14 protein-coding genes are annotated in these 19,030 nt (G+C 64.0%); 7 read left to right on the top strand and 7 right to left on the bottom strand.

The window, feature by feature from the left end; genetic code table 11:
• The first annotated feature begins 103 nt into the window (after positions 1–103).
• The 6 genes from PWG15_RS18610 (at position 104) to trxA (ending at position 11,988) form a co-directional block, all read left to right on the top strand.
• Positions 104–2,584 (top strand): PAS domain-containing sensor histidine kinase, encoded by a 2,481-nt coding sequence (locus tag PWG15_RS18610; RefSeq protein ID WP_275022026.1) that lies wholly within the window; start codon positions 104–106, stop codon positions 2,582–2,584.
• Positions 2,584–4,095: a tRNA (adenosine(37)-N6)-threonylcarbamoyltransferase complex ATPase subunit type 1 TsaE gene (gene tsaE / locus PWG15_RS18605; RefSeq protein WP_275024459.1), complete on the top strand. Its 1,512-nt coding sequence runs from the start codon at positions 2,584–2,586 to the stop codon at positions 4,093–4,095. The genes PWG15_RS18610 and tsaE overlap by 1 nt, the downstream gene beginning before the upstream one ends.
• Before the next feature lie 10 nt (positions 4,096–4,105).
• Complete coding sequence (locus PWG15_RS18600) at positions 4,106–4,837, top strand: nucleotidyltransferase family protein (RefSeq protein ID WP_275022025.1); 732 nt, start codon at positions 4,106–4,108, stop codon at positions 4,835–4,837.
• Positions 4,838–4,839: 2 nt separating this feature from the next.
• Positions 4,840–8,022 (top strand): double-strand break repair protein AddB, encoded by a 3,183-nt coding sequence (gene addB / locus PWG15_RS18595; protein WP_425536714.1) that lies wholly within the window; start codon positions 4,840–4,842, stop codon positions 8,020–8,022.
• Complete coding sequence (gene addA / locus PWG15_RS18590) at positions 8,012–11,578, top strand: double-strand break repair helicase AddA (protein ID WP_275022022.1); 3,567 nt, start codon at positions 8,012–8,014, stop codon at positions 11,576–11,578. Before addB ends, addA begins: the two co-directional genes overlap by 11 nt.
• Before the next feature lie 86 nt (positions 11,579–11,664).
• Complete coding sequence (gene trxA / locus PWG15_RS18585; RefSeq protein ID WP_275022021.1) at positions 11,665–11,988, top strand: thioredoxin; 324 nt, start codon at positions 11,665–11,667, stop codon at positions 11,986–11,988.
• 96 nt (positions 11,989–12,084) lie between these two features.
• Here trxA and PWG15_RS18580 read toward each other — a convergent pair whose 3' ends face one another.
• The 5 genes from PWG15_RS18580 to PWG15_RS18560 form a co-directional block, all read right to left on the bottom strand.
• Positions 12,085–13,428, bottom strand: a complete 1,344-nt coding sequence (locus tag PWG15_RS18580) for a bifunctional folylpolyglutamate synthase/dihydrofolate synthase (RefSeq protein WP_275022020.1) — start codon at positions 13,426–13,428, stop codon at positions 12,085–12,087.
• Positions 13,429–13,541: 113 nt separating this feature from the next.
• Positions 13,542–14,456 (bottom strand): acetyl-CoA carboxylase, carboxyltransferase subunit beta, encoded by a 915-nt coding sequence (accD, locus tag PWG15_RS18575; RefSeq protein ID WP_275022019.1) that lies wholly within the window; start codon positions 14,454–14,456, stop codon positions 13,542–13,544.
• A 50-nt stretch (positions 14,457–14,506) separates the two neighbouring features.
• Positions 14,507–15,346, bottom strand: a complete 840-nt coding sequence (gene trpA, locus PWG15_RS18570; protein WP_275022018.1) for a tryptophan synthase subunit alpha — start codon at positions 15,344–15,346, stop codon at positions 14,507–14,509.
• A 4-nt stretch (positions 15,347–15,350) separates the two neighbouring features.
• On the bottom strand, positions 15,351–16,571 hold the full coding sequence (trpB, locus tag PWG15_RS18565; protein WP_275022016.1) for a tryptophan synthase subunit beta: 1,221 nt from the start codon (positions 16,569–16,571) through the stop codon (positions 15,351–15,353).
• Complete coding sequence (locus tag PWG15_RS18560; protein ID WP_275022015.1) at positions 16,568–17,242, bottom strand: phosphoribosylanthranilate isomerase; 675 nt, start codon at positions 17,240–17,242, stop codon at positions 16,568–16,570. The genes trpB and PWG15_RS18560 overlap by 4 nt, the downstream gene beginning before the upstream one ends.
• A gap of 226 nt (positions 17,243–17,468) precedes the next feature.
• Between PWG15_RS18560 and PWG15_RS18555 the strand changes: the two genes are divergently transcribed.
• The gene (locus PWG15_RS18555) at positions 17,469–17,660 is read left to right on the top strand and encodes a YqaE/Pmp3 family membrane protein (RefSeq protein ID WP_275022014.1); all 192 of its coding nucleotides are present in this window, start codon (positions 17,469–17,471) and stop codon (positions 17,658–17,660) included.
• 44 nt (positions 17,661–17,704) lie between these two features.
• On the opposite strand, the gene PWG15_RS18550 is transcribed toward PWG15_RS18555, so the two are convergent.
• Positions 17,705–18,457: a M48 family metallopeptidase gene (locus PWG15_RS18550; protein WP_275022012.1), complete on the bottom strand. Its 753-nt coding sequence runs from the start codon at positions 18,455–18,457 to the stop codon at positions 17,705–17,707.
• Positions 18,458–18,561: 104 nt separating this feature from the next.
• On the bottom strand, positions 18,562–18,981 hold the full coding sequence (locus tag PWG15_RS18545) for a DUF2852 domain-containing protein (RefSeq protein WP_275022010.1): 420 nt from the start codon (positions 18,979–18,981) through the stop codon (positions 18,562–18,564).
• Positions 18,982–19,030 lie beyond the last annotated feature (49 nt).

Raw genomic sequence — 19,030 nt, 5'->3', positions numbered from 1 at the left:
TGCAATTGGAACTGACGCAGGCCCTTGACCAGGGCCTCGGTGGAACTGTGCAAGGCGCAACAAGGCCGGCAGCACCCTTCGGACAGACGGGGATGGCAGCGCCATGAACAGAGACGAAACAGCTAATCCGGGCACCCGCCGCAAGGGCCCGAAGTTCCTGCGCCACCTTCTGGCAGGTACCGCGCTCTTTGCTGCAACAGATGCGCTCGCCCAAGTCGCGCCGCAGAAGGCCAACATCTTCGGCTCGTCGGAGGTCGTCACCTTCTCCGTGCTGATCGGCGTCGTTTCTGCTGCGATGATTTCGGCGATCTGGTTGATCCGCCAGCGCGGCAATATCGAAGCGGAGAACCGCGAGCTGCGCTCCGATCTGTCGGACGCCAACCAGCGCCTCTCGCGCTATCAGGCGCTCGTGGCCGACAAGAACCGCCGGATCGTCGTCTGGGACGGACTGCTCGAACGGGCCGAACTGCTCGGCCAGCTGCCGGCAGAAACCGGCGCGCCGGCAGATGACCGCGAGTTTCTGGCCTTCGGCCGCTGGATCAAGGCGCAATCCGCCGGGGAGCTGGAAAATGCGATCGACGCGCTGCGCACCCAGGCGCGCAGCTTCGATCTGGTGCTCGAAACGCAGCGCAACGAAGTGCTGGAGGCTCAGGGGCGGGTTTCGGGAGGACGCGCTTTCGTGCGCTTCATCGCCCTCAACAATATGCGCGCTGAGCTCGCCGAGCTGAAGCTCGAGCACGACCGGCTCAACACCGCGCTCGTCTCCTTCCGCACGCTTCTCGACGCCATCGATCTGCCGGTCTGGCAGCGCGGTACGGATGGCGTACTCACGTGGGTCAACGAGGCCTATGCGGATGCCGTCGAGGCTCCGAGCGTCGCGGTCGCGGTCGCTGAAGGGCGCGAGCTGCTCGCAACGGTCGCGCGTGAAAAGATCCGCGCCGTCTCGACCTTCGACACGCCGTTCCGCGACAAGGTTTCGACCGTCGTCAGGGGCAACCGCACCTTCTTCGACGTCGTCGATGCCCGCAGCCCTGCGGGCTCGGCCGGCGTCGCCGTCGACATCTCCGGCATCGAGGCCGTGCGCGAGGAGCTCAACCGGACGCTCAAGAGCCATGCCGAAACGCTCGATCATCTGGCCACCCCGGTCGCGATCTTCGACGGCAACCAGCGCCTGCAGTTCTACAACCAGGCATTCCAGCGGCTCTGGAACCTCGATATCGGCTTCCTCGAGCGCAAGCCCGACAACGGCGAAGTGCTGGACCGGCTGCGGGCCGGCGGCCAGCTGCCGGAACAGCTCAACTGGAAGCAGTGGAAGGCCAACGCGCTTTCCGTCTACCAGGCGCTCGACACGCAGAGCGACCTCTGGCACCTGCCGAACGGCCAGACTCTGCGCGTCTTCGCCACTGCCCGCCCACAGGGCGGTGTCACCTGGGTGTTCGAGAACCTGACCGAGAAGGTCGATCTCGAAACGCGTTACAACACGCTCGTTCAGGTGCAGGGCGAGACCATCGACCATCTTGCAGAAGGCGTGGCGGTATTCGGCCCCGACGGCCGTATTCGCCTGTCGAACCCCGCCTTCCGCGCGATCTGGGGCATCAGCGAGGCGGAAGCCAAGCCCGGCACCCACATCCGGGCGATCGAGCAGGCCTGCCTCATCTCCTATGACCAGCCCGACGGCTGGAAGCGTTTCACCCACATCATCACCAGCTTCGACGACGAGCGGCCCTCAAGCCGCGGCATCCTTGAACTTCGGACCGGACTGATCCTCGACTACGCCGTCATCCCGCTGCCGAACGCGCAGACGATGCTGACTTTCGTCAACATCACCGACAGCGTCCGGGTCGAGCGCGCGCTCACCGAAAAGAACGAGGCGTTGCGCAAGGCGGATGCACTGAAGAACGACTTCGTGCACCACGTTTCCTATGAGCTACGTTCGCCGCTTACCAACATCATCGGCTTCGCCGATCTGTTGAAGACGCCGGCCTTCGGCGACCTCAACGAGCGGCAGGCGGAGTATGTCGACCACATTGCCACCTCCTCGTCGCTGCTGTTGACGATCGTCAACGACATCCTGGATCTCGCGACCGTCGATGCCGGCATCGTCCAGCTCGACATGTCCGACATCAGTCTCACCGACTTTCTCGATGATATCGCCCACCAGATGGCCGACCGGCTGCTCGAGAGCGGCGTGACGCTGAGGATCGCCGCCCCCGACAATCTCGGCCGCATGATCGCCGACCAGCAGCGGCTGAAGCAGATCTTCGTCAAGCTGCTCACCAATGCCGCAAACTTTGCGCCAGATGGCAGCGCCATCGACCTGAAGTGCCGGCGCGAGGGCAGCGACTTCATCTTCTCGGTCTCAGACAGCGGCCCCGGAATCCCGCAGGACGTGCTCGACACCGTCTTCAACCGCTTCGAAAGCTACGGCCAGAGTGGCGGCGCAGGTCTTGGCCTTTCGATCGTCGAAAGCTTCGTCAGTCTGCATAACGGCACGGTCTCCATCCGCAGCAAGGAAGGCGAAGGCACGGAAGTGACCTGCCGCATTCCCTCGGCCGACGTGCCGACGATCGTCGCGGCCGAATGATGCGGGCGATCGAGCGCTTCCTGGCGGACGAGGCGGCAACGATCGAGCTCGGCGAGGATCTGGCGCTGGTCCTGAAGCCCGGCGACTGCGTCGCGCTTTCCGGCGATCTCGGGGCCGGCAAGTCGACACTGGCGCGCGCCTTCCTGCGCGCACTCGCCGATGACGATGGCCTGGAAGTGCCGAGCCCGACCTTCACACTGGTTCAGACCTACGAGCTGCGTATCCCTGTCGCGCATTTCGACCTCTATCGACTGGCCGACTCCAGTGAACTGGACGAACTCGGCTTCGACGAAGCCCTGTCACAAGGCATCTGTCTGGTCGAATGGCCGGAGCGGGCAGACGACGCTCTACCAGCCAGCCGCATCGCGCTCACCATCACTCACGAGAAGGATGGGCGCCGCGTCGAAATTTCCGGTCCGGGCGAAAGGCTGCAGCGGATCGCCCGTACGCTCACGATCCGAGGCTTCCTCGATCAGAACGACCACCCGAACGCGCGGCGCCGCCACCTGAGCGGCGATGCCTCGATCCGGGCCTATGAGCGCGTTTATCCGGCGGACGGGTCCGTTAGCCGGATTCTGATGGACTCGCCGAGGCACAAGCCCGGCCCTATCCTCCAGGATGGCAAATACTACCAGCAGCTCGCGCATATCGCCGAAGACGTCGTCCCCTTCGTCGCAATCGACCAGCTGCTCATTGCACGTGGCCTTGCTGCGCCGACGATCTACGCTCGCGATCTCGACCAGGGCATCCTGCTGATCGAGGACCTGGGATCGGACGGTATTCTCGATGCGGCCGGACAGCCGATCGACGAGCGCTATATCGAAAGCGCGCGACTGCTCGCCCGCCTTCATGCCAAGCAGACCGACAGGGAGATCAGCGTCGACCAATCCGTCATCCACCGCATTCCGGATTTCGACCGGACGGCGATGAAGATCGAGACGCGGCTATTGACCGACTGGTACCTGCCATGGAAACGCGGTGCACCTGCAAGCGACGACGAAAAGCGCGAGTACGGCGAGATCTGGGACGGTCTGATCGATCTGCTGCAGACCTCCGAGACGAACCTGCTCTTGCGCGATTTCCACTCGCCGAACATCATCTGGCGCCAAGAGCGCCAGGGGCTGGATCGGATCGGCCTCATCGACTTCCAGGATGCGATGATCGGCCCGACCGCCTATGATGTGGCATCGCTGGTGCAGGATGCGCGCGTCACCGTCGCACCTCCGCTGGCCAGCCGGATAATGGCGGCCTATCTCGCGGAACGGCACGCAAACGGCAGTTTCGACGAGGCGGCCTTTCTGCGTGACTGGCACCTTATGTCGGCGCAACGCAACTGCAAGCTTGTCGGCATCTGGGTGCGGTTGATGCAGCGCGACAGCAAACCCGGCTATATGAAACACATGCCGCGCACTTTCGCCTATCTTCAGGTGGCGCTTGCACATGAATCGCTGAAACCCTTGCATGACTGGTGTATGAAGACCGGAATCCTCGATTCCGAATCAGCGAACTGACAGAGAAGCAATGTCGATCAGCAATGCGATGGTGCTCGCCGCGGGCCTCGGCACCCGGCTCCGCCCGATCACCGACACCATGCCGAAGCCGCTCGTTAAGATCGCCGGCAAGCCGATGATCGACTATGTGCTGGACCTGCTGGCTGAGGCCGGCGTCAGCAAGGCAGCCGTCAACGTCCACCATTTCGCCGAACAGATGGAAGGCCATCTTGGCCAACGGACGACGCCCGAGATCGTCATCTCCGACGAGCGCGCCGCACTGATGAATTCCGGCGGCGGCCTCGCCAAGGGCCTGAAACTGCTGCCCGAAGGTCCCGTACTGGTGATGAATGCCGACCTCTTCTGGGTCGGCGAGCCGAAGGGCGTGCCCAGCAACCTCACGCGCCTTGCCGCAACCTTCGATGCGGATAGCATGGACATGCTGCTGCTCTGCGTACGCGACGAGGACACGACTGGACACAACGGCAAGAAGGACTTTTCGCTCGGCGCGGACGGCAAGCTCGTGCGTTACACGGAAGGCCTGCCGAACCCGGTGGTCTATGCCGGCGCCATCGCGCTTCACTCCCGCCTCTTTGCCGACGCGCCCGATGACGCCTTCAACCTCAACGTCTACTTCGACCGCGCGGCCGAAATGGGACGCCTCCACGGCCTCCTGCTCGATGGCCACTGGATGACGGTCGGCACGCCCGAAGCGATAGGCGAAGCGGAGGCGGCGATCCGCCGCCACCAGCCGGGAGGATGAGCGTGCGCGGCCGTCGGTCCAACGTCTTCACGATCCCGCCCGGCCTCCCCTTCCTGAAGACGCTCGCTGAGAAGCTTTGCGACGGTAGCCTGACCCCGGACTTCCGCTACGATGCCGCTGATCCCCTGCCGCTTGCCGGCGTGACGATCTTCGTGCCGACGCGGCGCTCGGCCCGTGTGCTTCGATCCGAATTCGTCGATCTGCTCGGCGGCCGCTCCACCATCCTGCCCACCATCAAGGCGCTCGGCGAGACCGACGACGACAGCGGCTTCTTCGATGCCGAGGTGCCGGCGATCCTCGATCTGGCACCGCCCCTGCCCGGCACCGCCCGCCTGATCGAGCTTGGCCGGCTTATCCTGGCCTGGCGCAATCGCCTGCCAAAGGTCGTGCTCGACATCCATGCAGAAAGCCCGTTGATTGCGCCGGCAAGCCCCGCCGATGCGATCTGGCTCGCCCGCAATCTCGCCGATCTCATCGATGCGATGGAGACGGAAGAGCTGGACTGGGATCAACTCGACCGGCTCGATGCCGGCGAGCACGCGCTCTGGTGGCAGCTGACGCTCGAGTTCCTGAAGATCGCGCGAACCTACTGGCCGGAGCGGCTCGAAGAGCTCAAGCAATCCTCCCCTGCGCGCCACCGCAACGCCATCCTGCAGGCCGAGACGCAGCGCATCGCCAGCGGCAAGATCGAGGGCCCGATCATCATCGCCGGTTCGACCGGTTCCATTCCCGCGACTGCCGCGCTGATCGCCGCCGTGCAGAAGCTTGCCAACGGCACGATCGTGCTGCCCGGTCTCGATCAGACGATGAGCGATGCCGAATGGGACATGATCGTCGCCGACGCCGCACTTGACGGCCGGCCGGATCCGGCGAGCCGCAGCCATCCGCAATACGGCTTCTACCGGTTGCTGAAGCGCATGGCCGTGCTCCGGCCCGACGTGACCACCCTGGCAAGCGCCGAGACCGATCTCGATTTCCGCGCCGAGATCCTCTCGCACGCACTGTTGCCGGCAAAGGCCACCAATGCCTGGACCGAAATGCGCAGCGAACTCGATGGCGACGCGCTGCGCGCCGCCTTCAGCGATGCGGCGCTCATCGAAACCGCCAACGAGCGCGAGGAGGCGGCGGCGATTGCCGTTGCGCTGCGGCTTGCCTTGGAAGGCAGTGAGGACAGCCAGGCGGCACTGATCACGCCCGACCGAAACCTCGCGCGGCGGGTCGGCGCCGAGCTCGCCCGCTTTGGCATCGAAGCCGACGATTCCGCCGGCACGCCTTTGTCCTCGACGCCGCAGGGCAGCTTCATGCGCCTGCTTCTGGAGGCGAGCCTGCGCCCCGGCGATCCCGTGCCCTTCGTCGCGCTTCTCAAACATCCGCTGGCGCGCTTCGGGCTGTCGCGTGACGCCATGCGCCAGGGCGCCGATGCGCTCGAACGCATGGCGCTGCGCGGCAGTACCGCGACCGTCGATATCCTCGCCCTGGAACCGTTGCTCGCGGCGGCAATTGCCGGGCACAAGGTCGATCGCCACCCGCCGGAATGGCGGGCCGGCATCAGCACCGAGGAGCTTTTGGCCGCACGCGATCTGGCGATGAAGATCGGCCTCGCGGTGGCGCCGCTCGCGTCTGCGCTCACGCGCAGCAAGGACGGCAGCCGTGTGTACTCGGAGGAATTCACCTTTGCCGACTGGGCAACACGTACCGGCCAGGCGCTGGAAGCGGCCTCGGCCGACGAGCGCGGCGATCTCGGTGGACTCTGGTCCGGCGAAGCGGCGGATACGCTCGCGACCCTGCTTCGCGGCATCATCGAAACCGACGGCCAGATGACGGCGGACGGGCCGCAATGGTGCGATGTCATGGAGGCGCTTGCGGCCGGTGCTGCGGTCAAGCCGCGGTCCATGCGCCACCCGCGGGTCTTCATCTTCGGCGCAATGGAATCACGCCTGCAGAGCATGGACCTCGTGGTGCTCGGCGCCATGAACGAAGGCAATTGGCCGGGCCAGACGGCCAACGACCCGTTCCTTTCGCGTACGATGAAGACGGGCATCGGTCTCGAGCCGCCGGAGCGGCGCATCGGCCAGCTCGCGCACGACTTCCAGATGGCCTGCGGCACGAGACGGTTGATCCTCACGCGCTCGATGCGCCAGGGCGCAGCACCCACCGTCGCCTCGCGCTGGCTGCAGCGACTGCTCGCGCTTGGCGGCGAGGGGCTGACTGCCGCCTTGCAGGCCAATGGCGCCGACTATCTGGCCTGGGCCCGGATGCTCGACGACGGAGGGCGGCAGCCGCTTGCCGAACGCCCCGCGCCCAAGCCACCTGCGGACCTGCAGCCGCGAAAATACTCCTTCAGCGAGGTCTCGCGGTTGAGGCGAGACCCCTACGCGATCTACGCCCGGCGCATTCTCCGTCTGCATCCGCTGCTGCCGTTCAACAGCGATCCCGGTCCGGCCGAACGCGGCACGCTCTATCACCAGATCGTCGAGCGCTTCGTTCGTGGCGGCTTCGACCTCATGTCCCATGCTGCCGAAGAGGCGATGCACAGGCTGCTGAACGAGGCCTTCGACGAGGCGCGGCTGCCCATGCATATCGACACGATCTGGCGGCCACGCTTCGCCGCCGTCGGCTTGGCTTTCATCAAGTGGGAGCGGGACCGTGCGCGCTTCATCCGTCGCTCGCGCACGGAAGCTCCGGCATCGATGGAGCTTGGCGTCGCGGACATGCGGCTGACGGGCATTGCCGACCGGCTCGATACGCTGACCGACGGCAGCGTGGAGATCATCGACTACAAGACCGGCTCCAGCCCATCGGTCAAGGAAGCCCGTGTGCTGCTTGACCCGCAGCTCGCCCTCGAAGCCGCAGCCCTCAAGGCCGGTGCCTTCAAGGACCTGCCGCCCAGCCATCCGCAATCGCTGCTCTATGTCCGACTGAAGCCCGGCTCGCGTTTCAAGCAGGAGACCGTGAACAACGAGGGTAGCAAGGCGAAGGAAACGAAATCTGCCGACCAGCTTGCGGACGAATCCCTCACCGAGCTCAGAAAGCTCCTGGCTGCGCTGCTTTCGGGCAAGCATGGCTTTGCATCGCGCGTGATTGTTCAAAAAGAGCGGGATTACGGCGGCGAATACGACCATCTGGCGCGCGTGGCCGAATGGTCGACGGCCGATAGCGAGGAGGACGACGGCGATGAGGGATGACAGCCTCGGCCCCGAACAGGCGACGCCGCAAGCCTGGCTCGACTGGACCTCGCGTCGGCAATCGCTTGCCTCCGATCCCGCGCGTTCCGCCTGGGTTTCGGCCAATGCCGGATCCGGCAAGACGCATGTGCTGACCCAGCGGGTGATCCGGCTGCTGCTTGCCGGCTGCCGGCCCTCGGCGATCCTCTGCCTGACCTATACCAAGGCCGCGGCATCCGAAATGTCGAACCGCGTCTTCGAACGGCTGGCCGAATGGGTAACGCTCGACGACGCGACGCTCGAAAAGCGGATCGAGGCGATCGAGGGCGAGCGGCCCGGTCTTCTGAAGCTGCAGGAGGCGCGGCGCCTGTTCGCCCGCGCGCTGGAGACACCCGGCGGCCTCAAGATCCAGACGATCCACGCCTTCTGCGAGGCACTGCTGCATCAGTTTCCACTGGAAGCCAACGTCGCCGGCCATTTCTCCGTTCTCGACGACCGCGCTGCCGCCGTGCTGCTTGCGGATGCCCGCCGCATGCTGCTGACGGCGACGGCGGCCAAGGACGATCCGGAACTGGCGCGCGCCTTCGCCACCGTGCTCGACCTCGCCGACGATACCGGGCTTGAAAAACTGCTCGCGGCGATCGTCGAGAACCGCACTTCGATCCAGGCCTTTCTCGAACATGCCGACGCGCTCGGCGGCACCGAGGCCGAGTTGCGCCGGGCCCTGAAGCTTTCCCCGGGGGAAAGCGTCGACAGCGCCATGGCCGCGATCTGGCCGCTGGAGGGCCTCAACGGCGCGTCCCTGGAACGTTACTTTTCCCTCGCCACAAGCGTTGGTGGAACGAAGGTTCTGGAATTTGCAGAGGGACTGCGAACCGTCTCCAAGCTCGCGGACCTGGGCGCACGCTATGACGCTCTCAGGCATTTGTTCTTCACCGGCACCGGCAAGCCCCGGGCACAATCGGCCTTCCTCAACAAGGCGATGCAGCAGGCGGCCCCCGATCTCATCGACCTGGTGGACGAAGCCTACCGCCATGTCGTCGCCTGCATCGATCACATCAGCATTCTCAGGATGTTCGAGGCGACGCTTGCGGCCCTGACGCTCGCCGAACGGCTCAACGTCGACTACGAGGAACTCAAGCGGCGGCGCAGCCAGCTCGATTTCGAGGACCTGATCAACCGCACGGCGGCGCTCTTTGCCCGCGGCGACGTCAGCGCCTGGGTCCATTACAAGCTCGACCAGGGCATCGACCATATCCTCGTCGACGAGGCCCAGGATACCAGCCCGGCGCAATGGACCATCATCCAGGCGCTGGCGGCCGACTTCTTCTCCGGCGAAAGCGCCCGCGGCACCAACCGCACCATGTTTGCCGTCGGCGACGAGAAGCAGTCGATCTACTCCTTCCAGGGCGCACGACCGGAACGGTTTTCGCATGAGAGCCAGGTAACCGAACGGCGGGTGCGCGACGGCGGCAAGGCCTTCGAGCCCATCCGCCTACAGCTCTCCTTCCGCTCGACCGTCGACGTGCTTTCGGCCGTCGATATGGTCTTCGCCAATCCGGCGCATGCACGCGGCCTCAGCGCCCGCAGCGAGCCCGTCGTTCATGCCTCGAACCGCATCGGCCACCCCGGCGCCGTCGATATCTGGGATGTGATTGCCTCCGAACCGATGGATGCGGACGAAGAATGGACGGCGGCCTTCGACGCGACGCCTGAGAGCGCACCGGTCAATATCCTCGCACGCCGGATCGCCGGCGTCCTGGAAAGCTGGATCGGCAAGGAGACGATCGTCGAGAAGGGCGTTCGCCGGCCGATGCGGCCGGGCGATGTGATCGTGCTGGTGCGCAAGCGCGATGCCTTCGTCAATGCGCTGACCCGAGCGCTGAAGCGCCGCAACAACATCCCAGTTGCCGGCGCCGACCGCCTGGTGCTGACCAAGCATATTGCCGTCCAGGACCTGCTCGCACTCGGGCGGTTCGTGCTCTTGCCGCAGGACGACCTGTCACTCGCCGCGCTCTTGAAAAGCCCGCTGTTCAATCTCGGCGAGGACGCTCTGTTCGAGCTCGCGGCGCGACGCAAAGAAGGCGAAAGCCTCTGGCAGCGGCTTCAGGCCGAGGCGGCCGAGGGCATCCTGTTCCATCAGGCAGCAAGGACACTGAAAGCCTATGTGGCGCTCGCCAACCAGCTTGCGCCCCACGATCTCTATGCCCGCATCCTTGGCGTCCATGGCGGCCGCGCCGCCTTCCTGGCGCGGCTCGGCACCGAGGTCAGCGACATCCTCGACGAATTCCTCACCTTCGCGCTCGATCAGGAAAGAAGCGGCCTCCCCGGCCTGCAAGCCTTCGTTTCGACGCTGGAAATGGAAGCGCCGACGGTCAAGCGCGAGCAGGACAAGGAGCGCGACGAAGTCCGGATCATGACGGTGCACGCCGCCAAGGGTCTCGAAGCGCCGGTCGTCTTCCTCGTCGATGGCGGCGGTGCGCCCTTCAGCAACCAGCATGTCCCATCTCTCCGCTTCCTGGAGCTCACCCAACGGGATGGCGGCGTCCTGTCGTTGCCGGTGTGGCGTGCACCGGGATCGGAGTCGAACACGCTCGTGACCGCCGACAGCGAACGTCTGAAGACGCTTGCCGAGGAAGAGTATCGACGCCTTCTCTATGTCGGCATGACTCGCGCCGCCGACCGCCTGATCGTCTGCGGCTATCGCGGACAAAGGGCCGTCGCCGAAACATGGCATGCCATGGTCCAGGCGAGCCTTGCCGGGGATGAAAATGGCCGCGGCCACCCGAAGACCTTTCATGCCGGCGGCGAGGAATGGTCCGGCCACGCCTGGCGCGAGAAGCAGCTCGAACGTGACCTTCCGTCCAAGGAAGCGACCTCGGCGGACGCCAACCGCCCGGCCTTCGGCCTGCCGAAGGCGCTTTCGACGCCGCTGCCGCCGCAGAAGCGACTGCCACGACCGCTCAGTCCCTCCGGCGTCGGCATTGCGGTCGACGAGGACGACGGCGATGGGCTTGTCGGATCCGCGCTGTTTTCAGAGAAGGCACCGACAAATCTCTCGATGTTGCGCGGCGCCATCCTGCACCGCCTGCTGCAGGTCCTGCCTTCCATTGCGGGCAATGATCGTCGCGCAGCGGCAGAGCGCTATCTTCTGCGTTCCGTTCCCCGCTGGTCGCCCGAGCAGCGGGCAGCGCTGATTGCCGCTGTCGAGAACGTGCTCGACCACCCGGATCTCGGTGCGCTCTTCTCGGCAAGCAGTCGTGCCGAAGTCTCGGTCATGGGCACGCTCACGCTCGGCACGCGCGACCACGCGGTCTCCGGCCGCATCGACCGGCTCGCCGTCAGCGACGGGACGGTGACCATTGCCGACTTCAAGACGAACCGACAGGTGCCGGCTTCTGAGGGTGATATTCCCTTCGCTTACAGGGCACAGCTTGCGATCTATCGCGAGCTGTTGCGGCCGCTCTATCCCGGGCACGCCTTCCGATGCGTGCTGATCTTCACCGAAGGACCGGCAATCCACGTCGTAACGGATCAGGCGCTCGACAGGAGCCTTGAAGACCTCGCGACAAAGTGAGATACCCGATATTGAAAATCCAGCGGTGCCATCTCACATGAGACACAACATCTGGATACTCCCATTCCGAACGCAAGGAGCAGCCTATGGCTACTGTAAAGGTCGATACGTCCAATTTTCAGCAGGAAGTGCTGAACTCCGCCGAGCCGGTGGTTGTCGATTTCTGGGCTGAATGGTGCGGCCCGTGCAAGATGATCGCGCCGAGCCTCGAGGAAATCTCGAACGAGCTCGCCGGCAAGGTCAAGGTCGCCAAGCTCAACATCGACGAAAACCCGGAACTGGCTGCCCAGTACGGCGTTCGTTCGATCCCGACGCTCGCCATGTTCAAGGCCGGCGAAGTGGCCGACATCAAGGTTGGCGCCGCGCCGAAGACGGCCCTTACCTCGTGGATCTCCACGGCGGTCGCCTGAGACCTTCGCTGACTACCTCAGCAGAAAGCCCGGCATGCCGGGCTTTTTTCTTGCCTTGAACCTGATTGTTGCCGGGATGGCAGCGCCACCTCCGGATCACTTCGGCGGCGTGCCGTTGTCGGCGAGAACGTCGCCCACCAGATAGAGCGAGCCGCCGATCAGGATGCGCGGCGGCGCTGGATCCTCATCGACCAGGTTGGCGACGATCGTCAGCGCTTCGGCGACGGAAGAGACCGCCGAAGCCTCGAAACCCACAGCAGCCGCGTCGCTTGCAAGCGCCACAGGATCGAGGCCCGCATCGGAACCACGGATCGGCACGGTGAAGACCTGTTCGGCAAGATCGAGAAATGCCCGGAAATAGCCGATCGGATCCTTGGTGTTGATCATGCCGATGATCAGGAACAAGGGTCGCGATTCGCGTTCCTCGAATGTCGCCATTGCCTCGGCAATCACCTGGCCGGCACCCGGATTATGGCCGCCGTCGACCCAGATTTCCGCATCGGCCGGACCGTAGCGCGTAAGCTTGCCGCTCGTCAGGCGCTGCAGGCGTCCGGGCCACTCGACGCCGGCTAGCCCCTTCTCGATCGCCGCCTCGGAAACGTCGAAGCCCGCGGCCCGCACCGCGCGAACGGCGGCGGCGGCATTGGCGTACTGGTGACGTCCCGGCAGCTTCGGCAGCGGCAAGTCGGAGAGGCCACCTTCGTCCTGATAGATAAGACGGCCGAATTCCTCATGCGCCATGAAGTCCTGGCCATAGACGAACATCGGGCAGCCGAGCCGCTCGGCCGTCGAGATCAGCACGTCGCGCGCCGCCTCTTCCTCCTGGTGGCCGATCACCACCGGGCAGCCGCGCTTCATGATGCCGGCCTTTTCCGCGGCGATCAGTTCCACCCGATCGCCAAGATAGGCCTGATGATCGAGCGAGATCGGCATGATGACCGAGACGGCCGACCGGGCAATGACATTGGTCGCGTCGAAGCGGCCGCCGAGGCCGACCTCGATGATCGCGACATCCGCCGGATGCTCGGCGAAAAGCAGAAAGGTGACGGCGGTCAGGATTTCGAAGACGGTGATCTTCTCGCCGCCGTTGGCTTCGGCGACGCGCCGCACGGCATCGGCGAGAACAGGATCGCTGACGAGCCGCCCCCTGCCGCCCTTGACGCCAAGGCGGTAGCGCTCATGCCAATTGACGAGATGCGGCGAGGTATGGACGTGGACGCTGAGGCCAGCCGCTTCCAGGATCGCCCGCGAGAATGCGGTTGCCGAGCCCTTGCCATTGGTGCCAGCGACGTGGATCACCGGTGGCAGGCGGTCCTGCGGATTGCCGAGCGCGGCGAGCAGCCGGGTGATCCTGTCCAGTGACAGGTCGAAGCCCTTGGGGTGGAGGGCAAGGAGTTTTTCGATCTCGTAGCCCGCTTCGCTGGCTTCCACAGCTGCCATTTCTCACCCCGCCCCGACAAGCTTGACTGCCAAGCACCTCCGGTCTGGCGGAGATGCTCATTGTTGTTCTGCGTATTTCAGGAAAGCGGCTCCCGCTTTTCCTGAAACTGCCTTTAAGCGCTTGCCGCGACCGGCAAGGCAGCCGGCTGCGTGCCGCCGTTGAGCTTGGAGGCTTCTGCCGGCTTCTTCAGCAGGATCTTCAGGACCCGGGCCAGCGTCGACGGGAGGTCATGGCGCTTGACGACCATGTCGACCATGCCGTGCTCAAGGAGATACTCGGAGGTCTGGAAGCCTTCCGGCAGCTTTTCGCGCAGCGTCTGCTCGATCACCCGCTTGCCGGCAAAGCCGATTTCGGCGCCAGGCTCTGCCATGTGGATATCGCCAAGCATCGCATAGGATGCGGTGACGCCACCGGTCGTCGGATTGGTGAGCACGACGATGTAGGGAAGACCGGCTTCCTTGAGCATGTTGACGGCAACCGTGGTGCGCGGCAGCTGCATCAGCGACAGGATGCCTTCCTGCATGCGGGCGCCACCCGATGCCGGGAAGATGACCAGCGGGCACTTCTCGGAAATCGCCCTTTCGAAGGCCTTGATGATCGCCTCGCCAGCGGCCATGCCAAGCGAACCGCCGATGAAGTTGAACTCGTGCACGACGGCGACAAGCTTGACGCCCTGAACGCGACCGAGGCCGGCAACGATCGTGTCTTCGAGTTCGGTCTTCGTGCGGCTGTCGCGCAGACGGTCCGAGTACTTCTTGGAATCTCGGAACTTCAGCGGATCCTGAGCAACCTTCGGCTGCGGAAACGCTTCATAGATGCCGCCGTCGAACAGGTCCTTCAACCGCGCCTTGGCCGGCATCTTCATGTGGAAGCCGGACTGGGGGATAACCCATTTGTTTTCTTCGAGATCGCGGTGGAACACCATCTCGCCGGTTTCCGGGCACTTGATCCAGAGATTTTCCGGAACTTCCCGGCGGCCCAGCATCGAGTTGATCTTCGGCCGAACGTAGTTTGTGATCCAGTTCACTTAGTAACTCCTGAAGATTTCCTTCGGGTTGTGCGCGCTAATATAGGCAATTATTCGGCTGCTGCGAGGCGTGCGGACCGCACGCCTGCCGAGAGCCCTCTGACCAGCGCTTCAACACCCGGAACCGTCGCGTCCGTCGCCTTGCCCTCTTCGGTCAGGCTTGACGCGATCTGGTTGACGATCGCCGTACCGACGACCACGCCATCGGCGGATGCTCCGATGGCCCTTGCATGTTCCGCCGTCTTGACGCCGAAACCGACGCAAACCGGCAGGTTGGTGTGCGCCTTGATACGCGCGACGGCGCCGCCAATCAACGACGGGTCGGGCAGAGCCGAGCCGGTGATGCCGTTCATCGACACGTAGTAGACGAAACCGGAGGTGTTTTCGAGCACCTTCGGCAAGCGACGCTCGTCCGTCGTCGGGGTCGCCAGGCGGATGAAGTTGATGCCCTTTTCGAGCGCCGGGATGCAAAGCTCGTCGTCCATCTCCGGCGGCAGGTCGACGACGATGAGGCCGTCGATACCGGCAGCGAGCGCATCCGTCAGGAAACGGTCGACGCCATAGATGTAGATCGGATTGTAATAGCCCATCAGCACGATCGGCGTGCGCTGGTCGTCCTCGCGGAAGCGACGGGCAATTTCCAGCGTCTTGGCGAGCGTCTGGCCGCCCTTCAGCGACCGCTGACCTGCAAGCTGGATCGCCGGACCATCGGCCATCGGGTCAGAGAAGGGCATACCCAGCTCGATGACGTCGGCTCCCGCCTTCGGCAGCGCCTTCATGATCGACAGCGACGTCTCGAAATCCGGATCACCGGCCATGAAATAGGTGACGAGGACCGGACGTCCTTCGGCCGCCACATCGGCAAATCTCTTGTCCATGCGTGCGGTCATGATCTTACTGCCCCATTCCCAGAATCTTGCCGACGGTGAAGATGTCCTTGTCGCCGCGACCGGAGAGGTTCATCAGGATGATCTCGTCCTTGCCCATCTTCGGCGCACGCTTGATGACTTCGGCAAGCGCGTGTGACGGCTCGAGCGCCGGAATGATGCCTTCGAGGCGCGTCAGCGTCTGGAAGGCCTCGAGTGCCTCGTGATCCATGATCGGCACATATTCGACGCGGCCGACATCGTTCAGCCAGGCATGTTCCGGGCCGATGCCGGGGTAGTCGAGGCCGGCCGAAATCGAATGGCCTTCCTTGATCTGGCCGTCACCATCCTGCAGCAGGTAGGTGCGGTTGCCGTGCAGCACGCCGGGCGAACCGGCGGTGATCGAGGCGCAATGCTCGTCGCCCTCGATGCCCTTGCCGCCAGCTTCGACGCCGACGATCTTGACGCTTTCATCGTCGAGGAACGGATGGAAGATGCCGATGGCGTTCGAGCCACCGCCGACGGCGGCAACGACGAGATCCGGCAGCCGGCCTTCGGCGGCAAGCATCTGCTCCTTGGCTTCCTGGCCGATGATCGCCTGGAAATCGCGGACCATTTCCGGATAGGGATGCGGGCCGGCAGCCGTGCCGATCAGGTAATAGGTGTTGTCGACATTGGTGACCCAGTCGCGCAGCGCCTCGTTCATGGCGTCCTTGAGCGTGCCGCTGCCGGCGGTGACCGGCTTCACCTCGGCACCGAGCAGCTTCATGCGAAAGACGTTCGGCGCCTGACGCTCGACATCGGTCGCGCCCATGTAGACGACACAGGGCAGGCCGAAGCGGGCGGCGACGGTAGCCGAAGCCACGCCATGCTGGCCGGCACCGGTTTCGGCGATGATGCGCGTCTTGCCCATGCGCTTGGCGAGCAGGATCTGGCCGATGCAGTTGTTGATCTTGTGCGAACCGGTGTGGTTCAGCTCTTCGCGCTTGAAATAGATCTTGGCGCCGCCGAGTTCGGCGGTCAGCCGTTCGGCGAAGTAGAGCGGGCTCGGCCGGCCGATATAGTGGGCGCCGAGGTGTTCCAGTTCCGCCTTGAAGGTCGGATCGTCCTTCGCCTTGTCCCACTCGTTCTGCAGGTCGAGGATCAGAGGCATCAATGTCTCGGCGACGAAACGGCCACCAAAGATGCCGAAACGACCGTCTTCATCCGGGCCGCCCCGGAAGGAATTCAACTTTGGCGCCTGGTTCACGTCCTGCTCCCTGACCGTGGCATGCCCGCCTCCGCCTGGCGAACGGCATTGAAAAACGATTCCATGAGCTTCAGATCCTTGACGCCCGGCGCGCTCTCGACGCCGGAGGAGATATCGATAGCGCGGGCGCGGGTCTGCGCCATGGCCTCGCCAATGTTACTGGCGTTAAGACCACCGGAAAGCATGTAATCGACGCTTGCGTCAAGCGCATCAAGCAGCTTCCAGTCAAAGGAAACGCCGTTGCCACCGGGCAAATCGGAACCCGCCGGGGCCTTGGCGTCGAAAAGGAAGCGATCGGCGATACCGATATAGGCGTCGATCTTTTCGAAATCGGCAGCGTCGCGGACCGAAAAAACCTTCATGACAGGTAGGCCGTACATCGCCTTGACCGTCAGCAGTCGCTCCGGGCTTTCGCCGCCATGCAGTTGCAGGATATCCGGGTTCAGCGCCGAGACGATTTCATCGAGTTCGTCGTTGTCGGCATTGACCGTGACGGCAACGATCTTCGCCCGGCCGCGAATCCGGTCCGCCAGCCGGCCGGCATCATCGGGCTCGATGTTCCTCGGGCTCTTCGGGAAAAAGATGAAGCCGGTATGGGACGCTCCGAGCGCGACCGCACGCTCAACCGCTTCCGCGGTCTTCAGCCCGCATATCTTCACTTCGGTTTTCATGAGAAGCGACCTTGCATGAAATGTCACGGGAGTCGAGCCAAAAACCGACGTAGAACACGACAGCCAACGCCCTTAGATGCGGTGTGCCGAGGCGTTCTGCAAGTGGCGTGCTGCTCGGCTAGCCTCGTCCTCGAGGAGCCTGCGGGCAATGCGCTCGGAGCACGCCGAGCCCCTTGTCGGCCAGTCCGGCTTTCACCATATGCATTTTACCACAACGGAGACACAGATGCGCCTTTTGCTCGCGCTTATCCTGCCCTGGCTGCAGTTTTTCACGATCGGACGCCCCTTTGCAGGCCTCATGTGTCTGATCCTGCAGTTGACCCTGATCGGCTGGGTGCCGGCCGCGATCTGGTCAGTCTATGCGCTCAGCCAATACAAGACCGACGAGAAGATCCGCGAGGCGATGCGCGCTCGCTGATAAAGCCTTGGCTTTGCGGATGACGGCCGGGTCAGTTCGCCTGCTCAGTCGAAATCGATCGCGTGCAGCATCGTGCCGTTGCGGCGGAGCCACCGCTTGGCATCCTCCGTATCCGGGCACAGCTTGCCACACAGCGCCCAAAAATCGGGGCCGTGGTTCATCTCCTGCAAATGCGCGACCTCGTGCGCTGCGAGATAGGCGATGACTTTCGGAGGCGCCATCACGATGCGCCAGGAAAAGCTCAGCGCGCCATCGGCCGAGCATGATCCCCAGCGGCTGCGCGTATCTTTCAGCGACACGGACTTCGCCCGCCGGCCAATGCGACCGGTGTAGATCGCAACCAGTCGATCGAGATCCTGGCGTGCTTCCTTCTTCAAGAAATCGACGATGCGGCGGTTGAGATGCTCCTCGTCGCCACTGACGCGCAGCACAGGCTCGTCATCAACCATCAGCGCTTCTGTCAGCCCGCGGATCTTGCCGGTGCGCTCGATGCGATGGGAAATGCCGCGGATCAGGATGGAGCCACCTTCCTCGATCTGGCTTTCGCCGGAAAAGCGGGCGAGCTTGGTCATCAGCCAACCCTGATGCCGCGTCAGGAAGGCATTCACCTCACGCTCGGGCAGACCCTGCGGCACCGTCATCTTCAAGGCCCGGCCACCGGGTTCGATGCGCAATGTCATGCGGGTCGCACGCGCGTTCTGCTTGATCGTCAGCGGCAGAGACTTGCCGGCGACCTCAATCTGCCGCGTCGTGGCGGGTGGAGCAGGTTGGATGCGCCGCTTGAAGGAAGGGAACATGCAGGCTTTCTAACCGATTCGCTGGGCCTTCGCCTACAGCGCCGCGAGGCGCGAAAAAGATAATCCGGCGTTTCATGTGAAACGCCGGAAGCGTTTTCCGAAAATTAATGGGCTTCGACGATCGGGCCAGAACCGCCATTCTTGCGGTCGCGCATGAAGCGGTCAAACTCTTCCTGGTCCTTGGCGCGGCGAAGCTCGCGCACATAGGTGTCGAATTCTTCGCGCATTTCGTCGAGCTTGCGGCGTTCCTCATCGAGGCGCGCAAGTTCTGCTTCGCGCCAGTCGTCGAAGGCGACGTTGCCGGTGCGATGCGTCCAATTGGAACGGCGACCGCCGCGCTTGAATGCCGAGCACATGCCATCCACCGTATCGTTGGCGTCTTTCTTGAACGTCTTGAGCTTTTCGCCGAACAGGATGTAGGCGAGCATGGCCAGGCCCAGTGGCCAAAAGACCACGAAGCCGAGCACCATCAGGGCGATGGTCGCGGGCGTCCAATCCGGACGGATCATTGCAGATTGGTTCATCTTCAGGATTCCTCGCAATCATCCGGGCCGCCCATGCGGCCCGATGAAA

This window comes from Ensifer adhaerens (genome assembly GCF_028993555.1).
GTDB lineage: Bacteria > Pseudomonadota > Alphaproteobacteria > Rhizobiales > Rhizobiaceae > Ensifer > Ensifer adhaerens_I.
The sequence above is the reverse complement of the archived record's forward strand: the minus strand, read 5'-3'. Positions and strand labels throughout refer to the sequence as shown.

What these genes read in the sequence shown, in the direction of transcription:
- PWG15_RS18610 (WP_275022026.1), top strand. Translation starts at nt 104, where the DNA reads ATGAACAGAGACGAAACAGCTAATCCGGGCACCCGCCGCAAGGGCCCG.
- tsaE (WP_275024459.1), top strand. Translation starts at nt 2,584, where the DNA reads ATGCGGGCGATCGAGCGCTTCCTGGCGGACGAGGCGGCAACGATCGAG.
- PWG15_RS18600 (WP_275022025.1), top strand. Translation starts at nt 4,106, where the DNA reads ATGTCGATCAGCAATGCGATGGTGCTCGCCGCGGGCCTCGGCACCCGG.
- addA (WP_275022022.1), top strand. Translation starts at nt 8,012, where the DNA reads ATGAGGGATGACAGCCTCGGCCCCGAACAGGCGACGCCGCAAGCCTGG.
- trxA (WP_275022021.1), top strand. Translation starts at nt 11,665, where the DNA reads ATGGCTACTGTAAAGGTCGATACGTCCAATTTTCAGCAGGAAGTGCTG.
- PWG15_RS18580 (WP_275022020.1), bottom strand. Translation starts at nt 13,428, where the DNA reads ATGGCAGCTGTGGAAGCCAGCGAAGCGGGCTACGAGATCGAAAAACTC.
- trpA (WP_275022018.1), bottom strand. Translation starts at nt 15,346, where the DNA reads ATGACCGCACGCATGGACAAGAGATTTGCCGATGTGGCGGCCGAAGGA.
- PWG15_RS18560 (WP_275022015.1), bottom strand. Translation starts at nt 17,242, where the DNA reads ATGAAAACCGAAGTGAAGATATGCGGGCTGAAGACCGCGGAAGCGGTT.
- PWG15_RS18555 (WP_275022014.1), top strand. Translation starts at nt 17,469, where the DNA reads ATGCGCCTTTTGCTCGCGCTTATCCTGCCCTGGCTGCAGTTTTTCACG.
- PWG15_RS18550 (WP_275022012.1), bottom strand. Translation starts at nt 18,457, where the DNA reads ATGTTCCCTTCCTTCAAGCGGCGCATCCAACCTGCTCCACCCGCCACG.
- PWG15_RS18545 (WP_275022010.1), bottom strand. Translation starts at nt 18,981, where the DNA reads ATGAACCAATCTGCAATGATCCGTCCGGATTGGACGCCCGCGACCATC.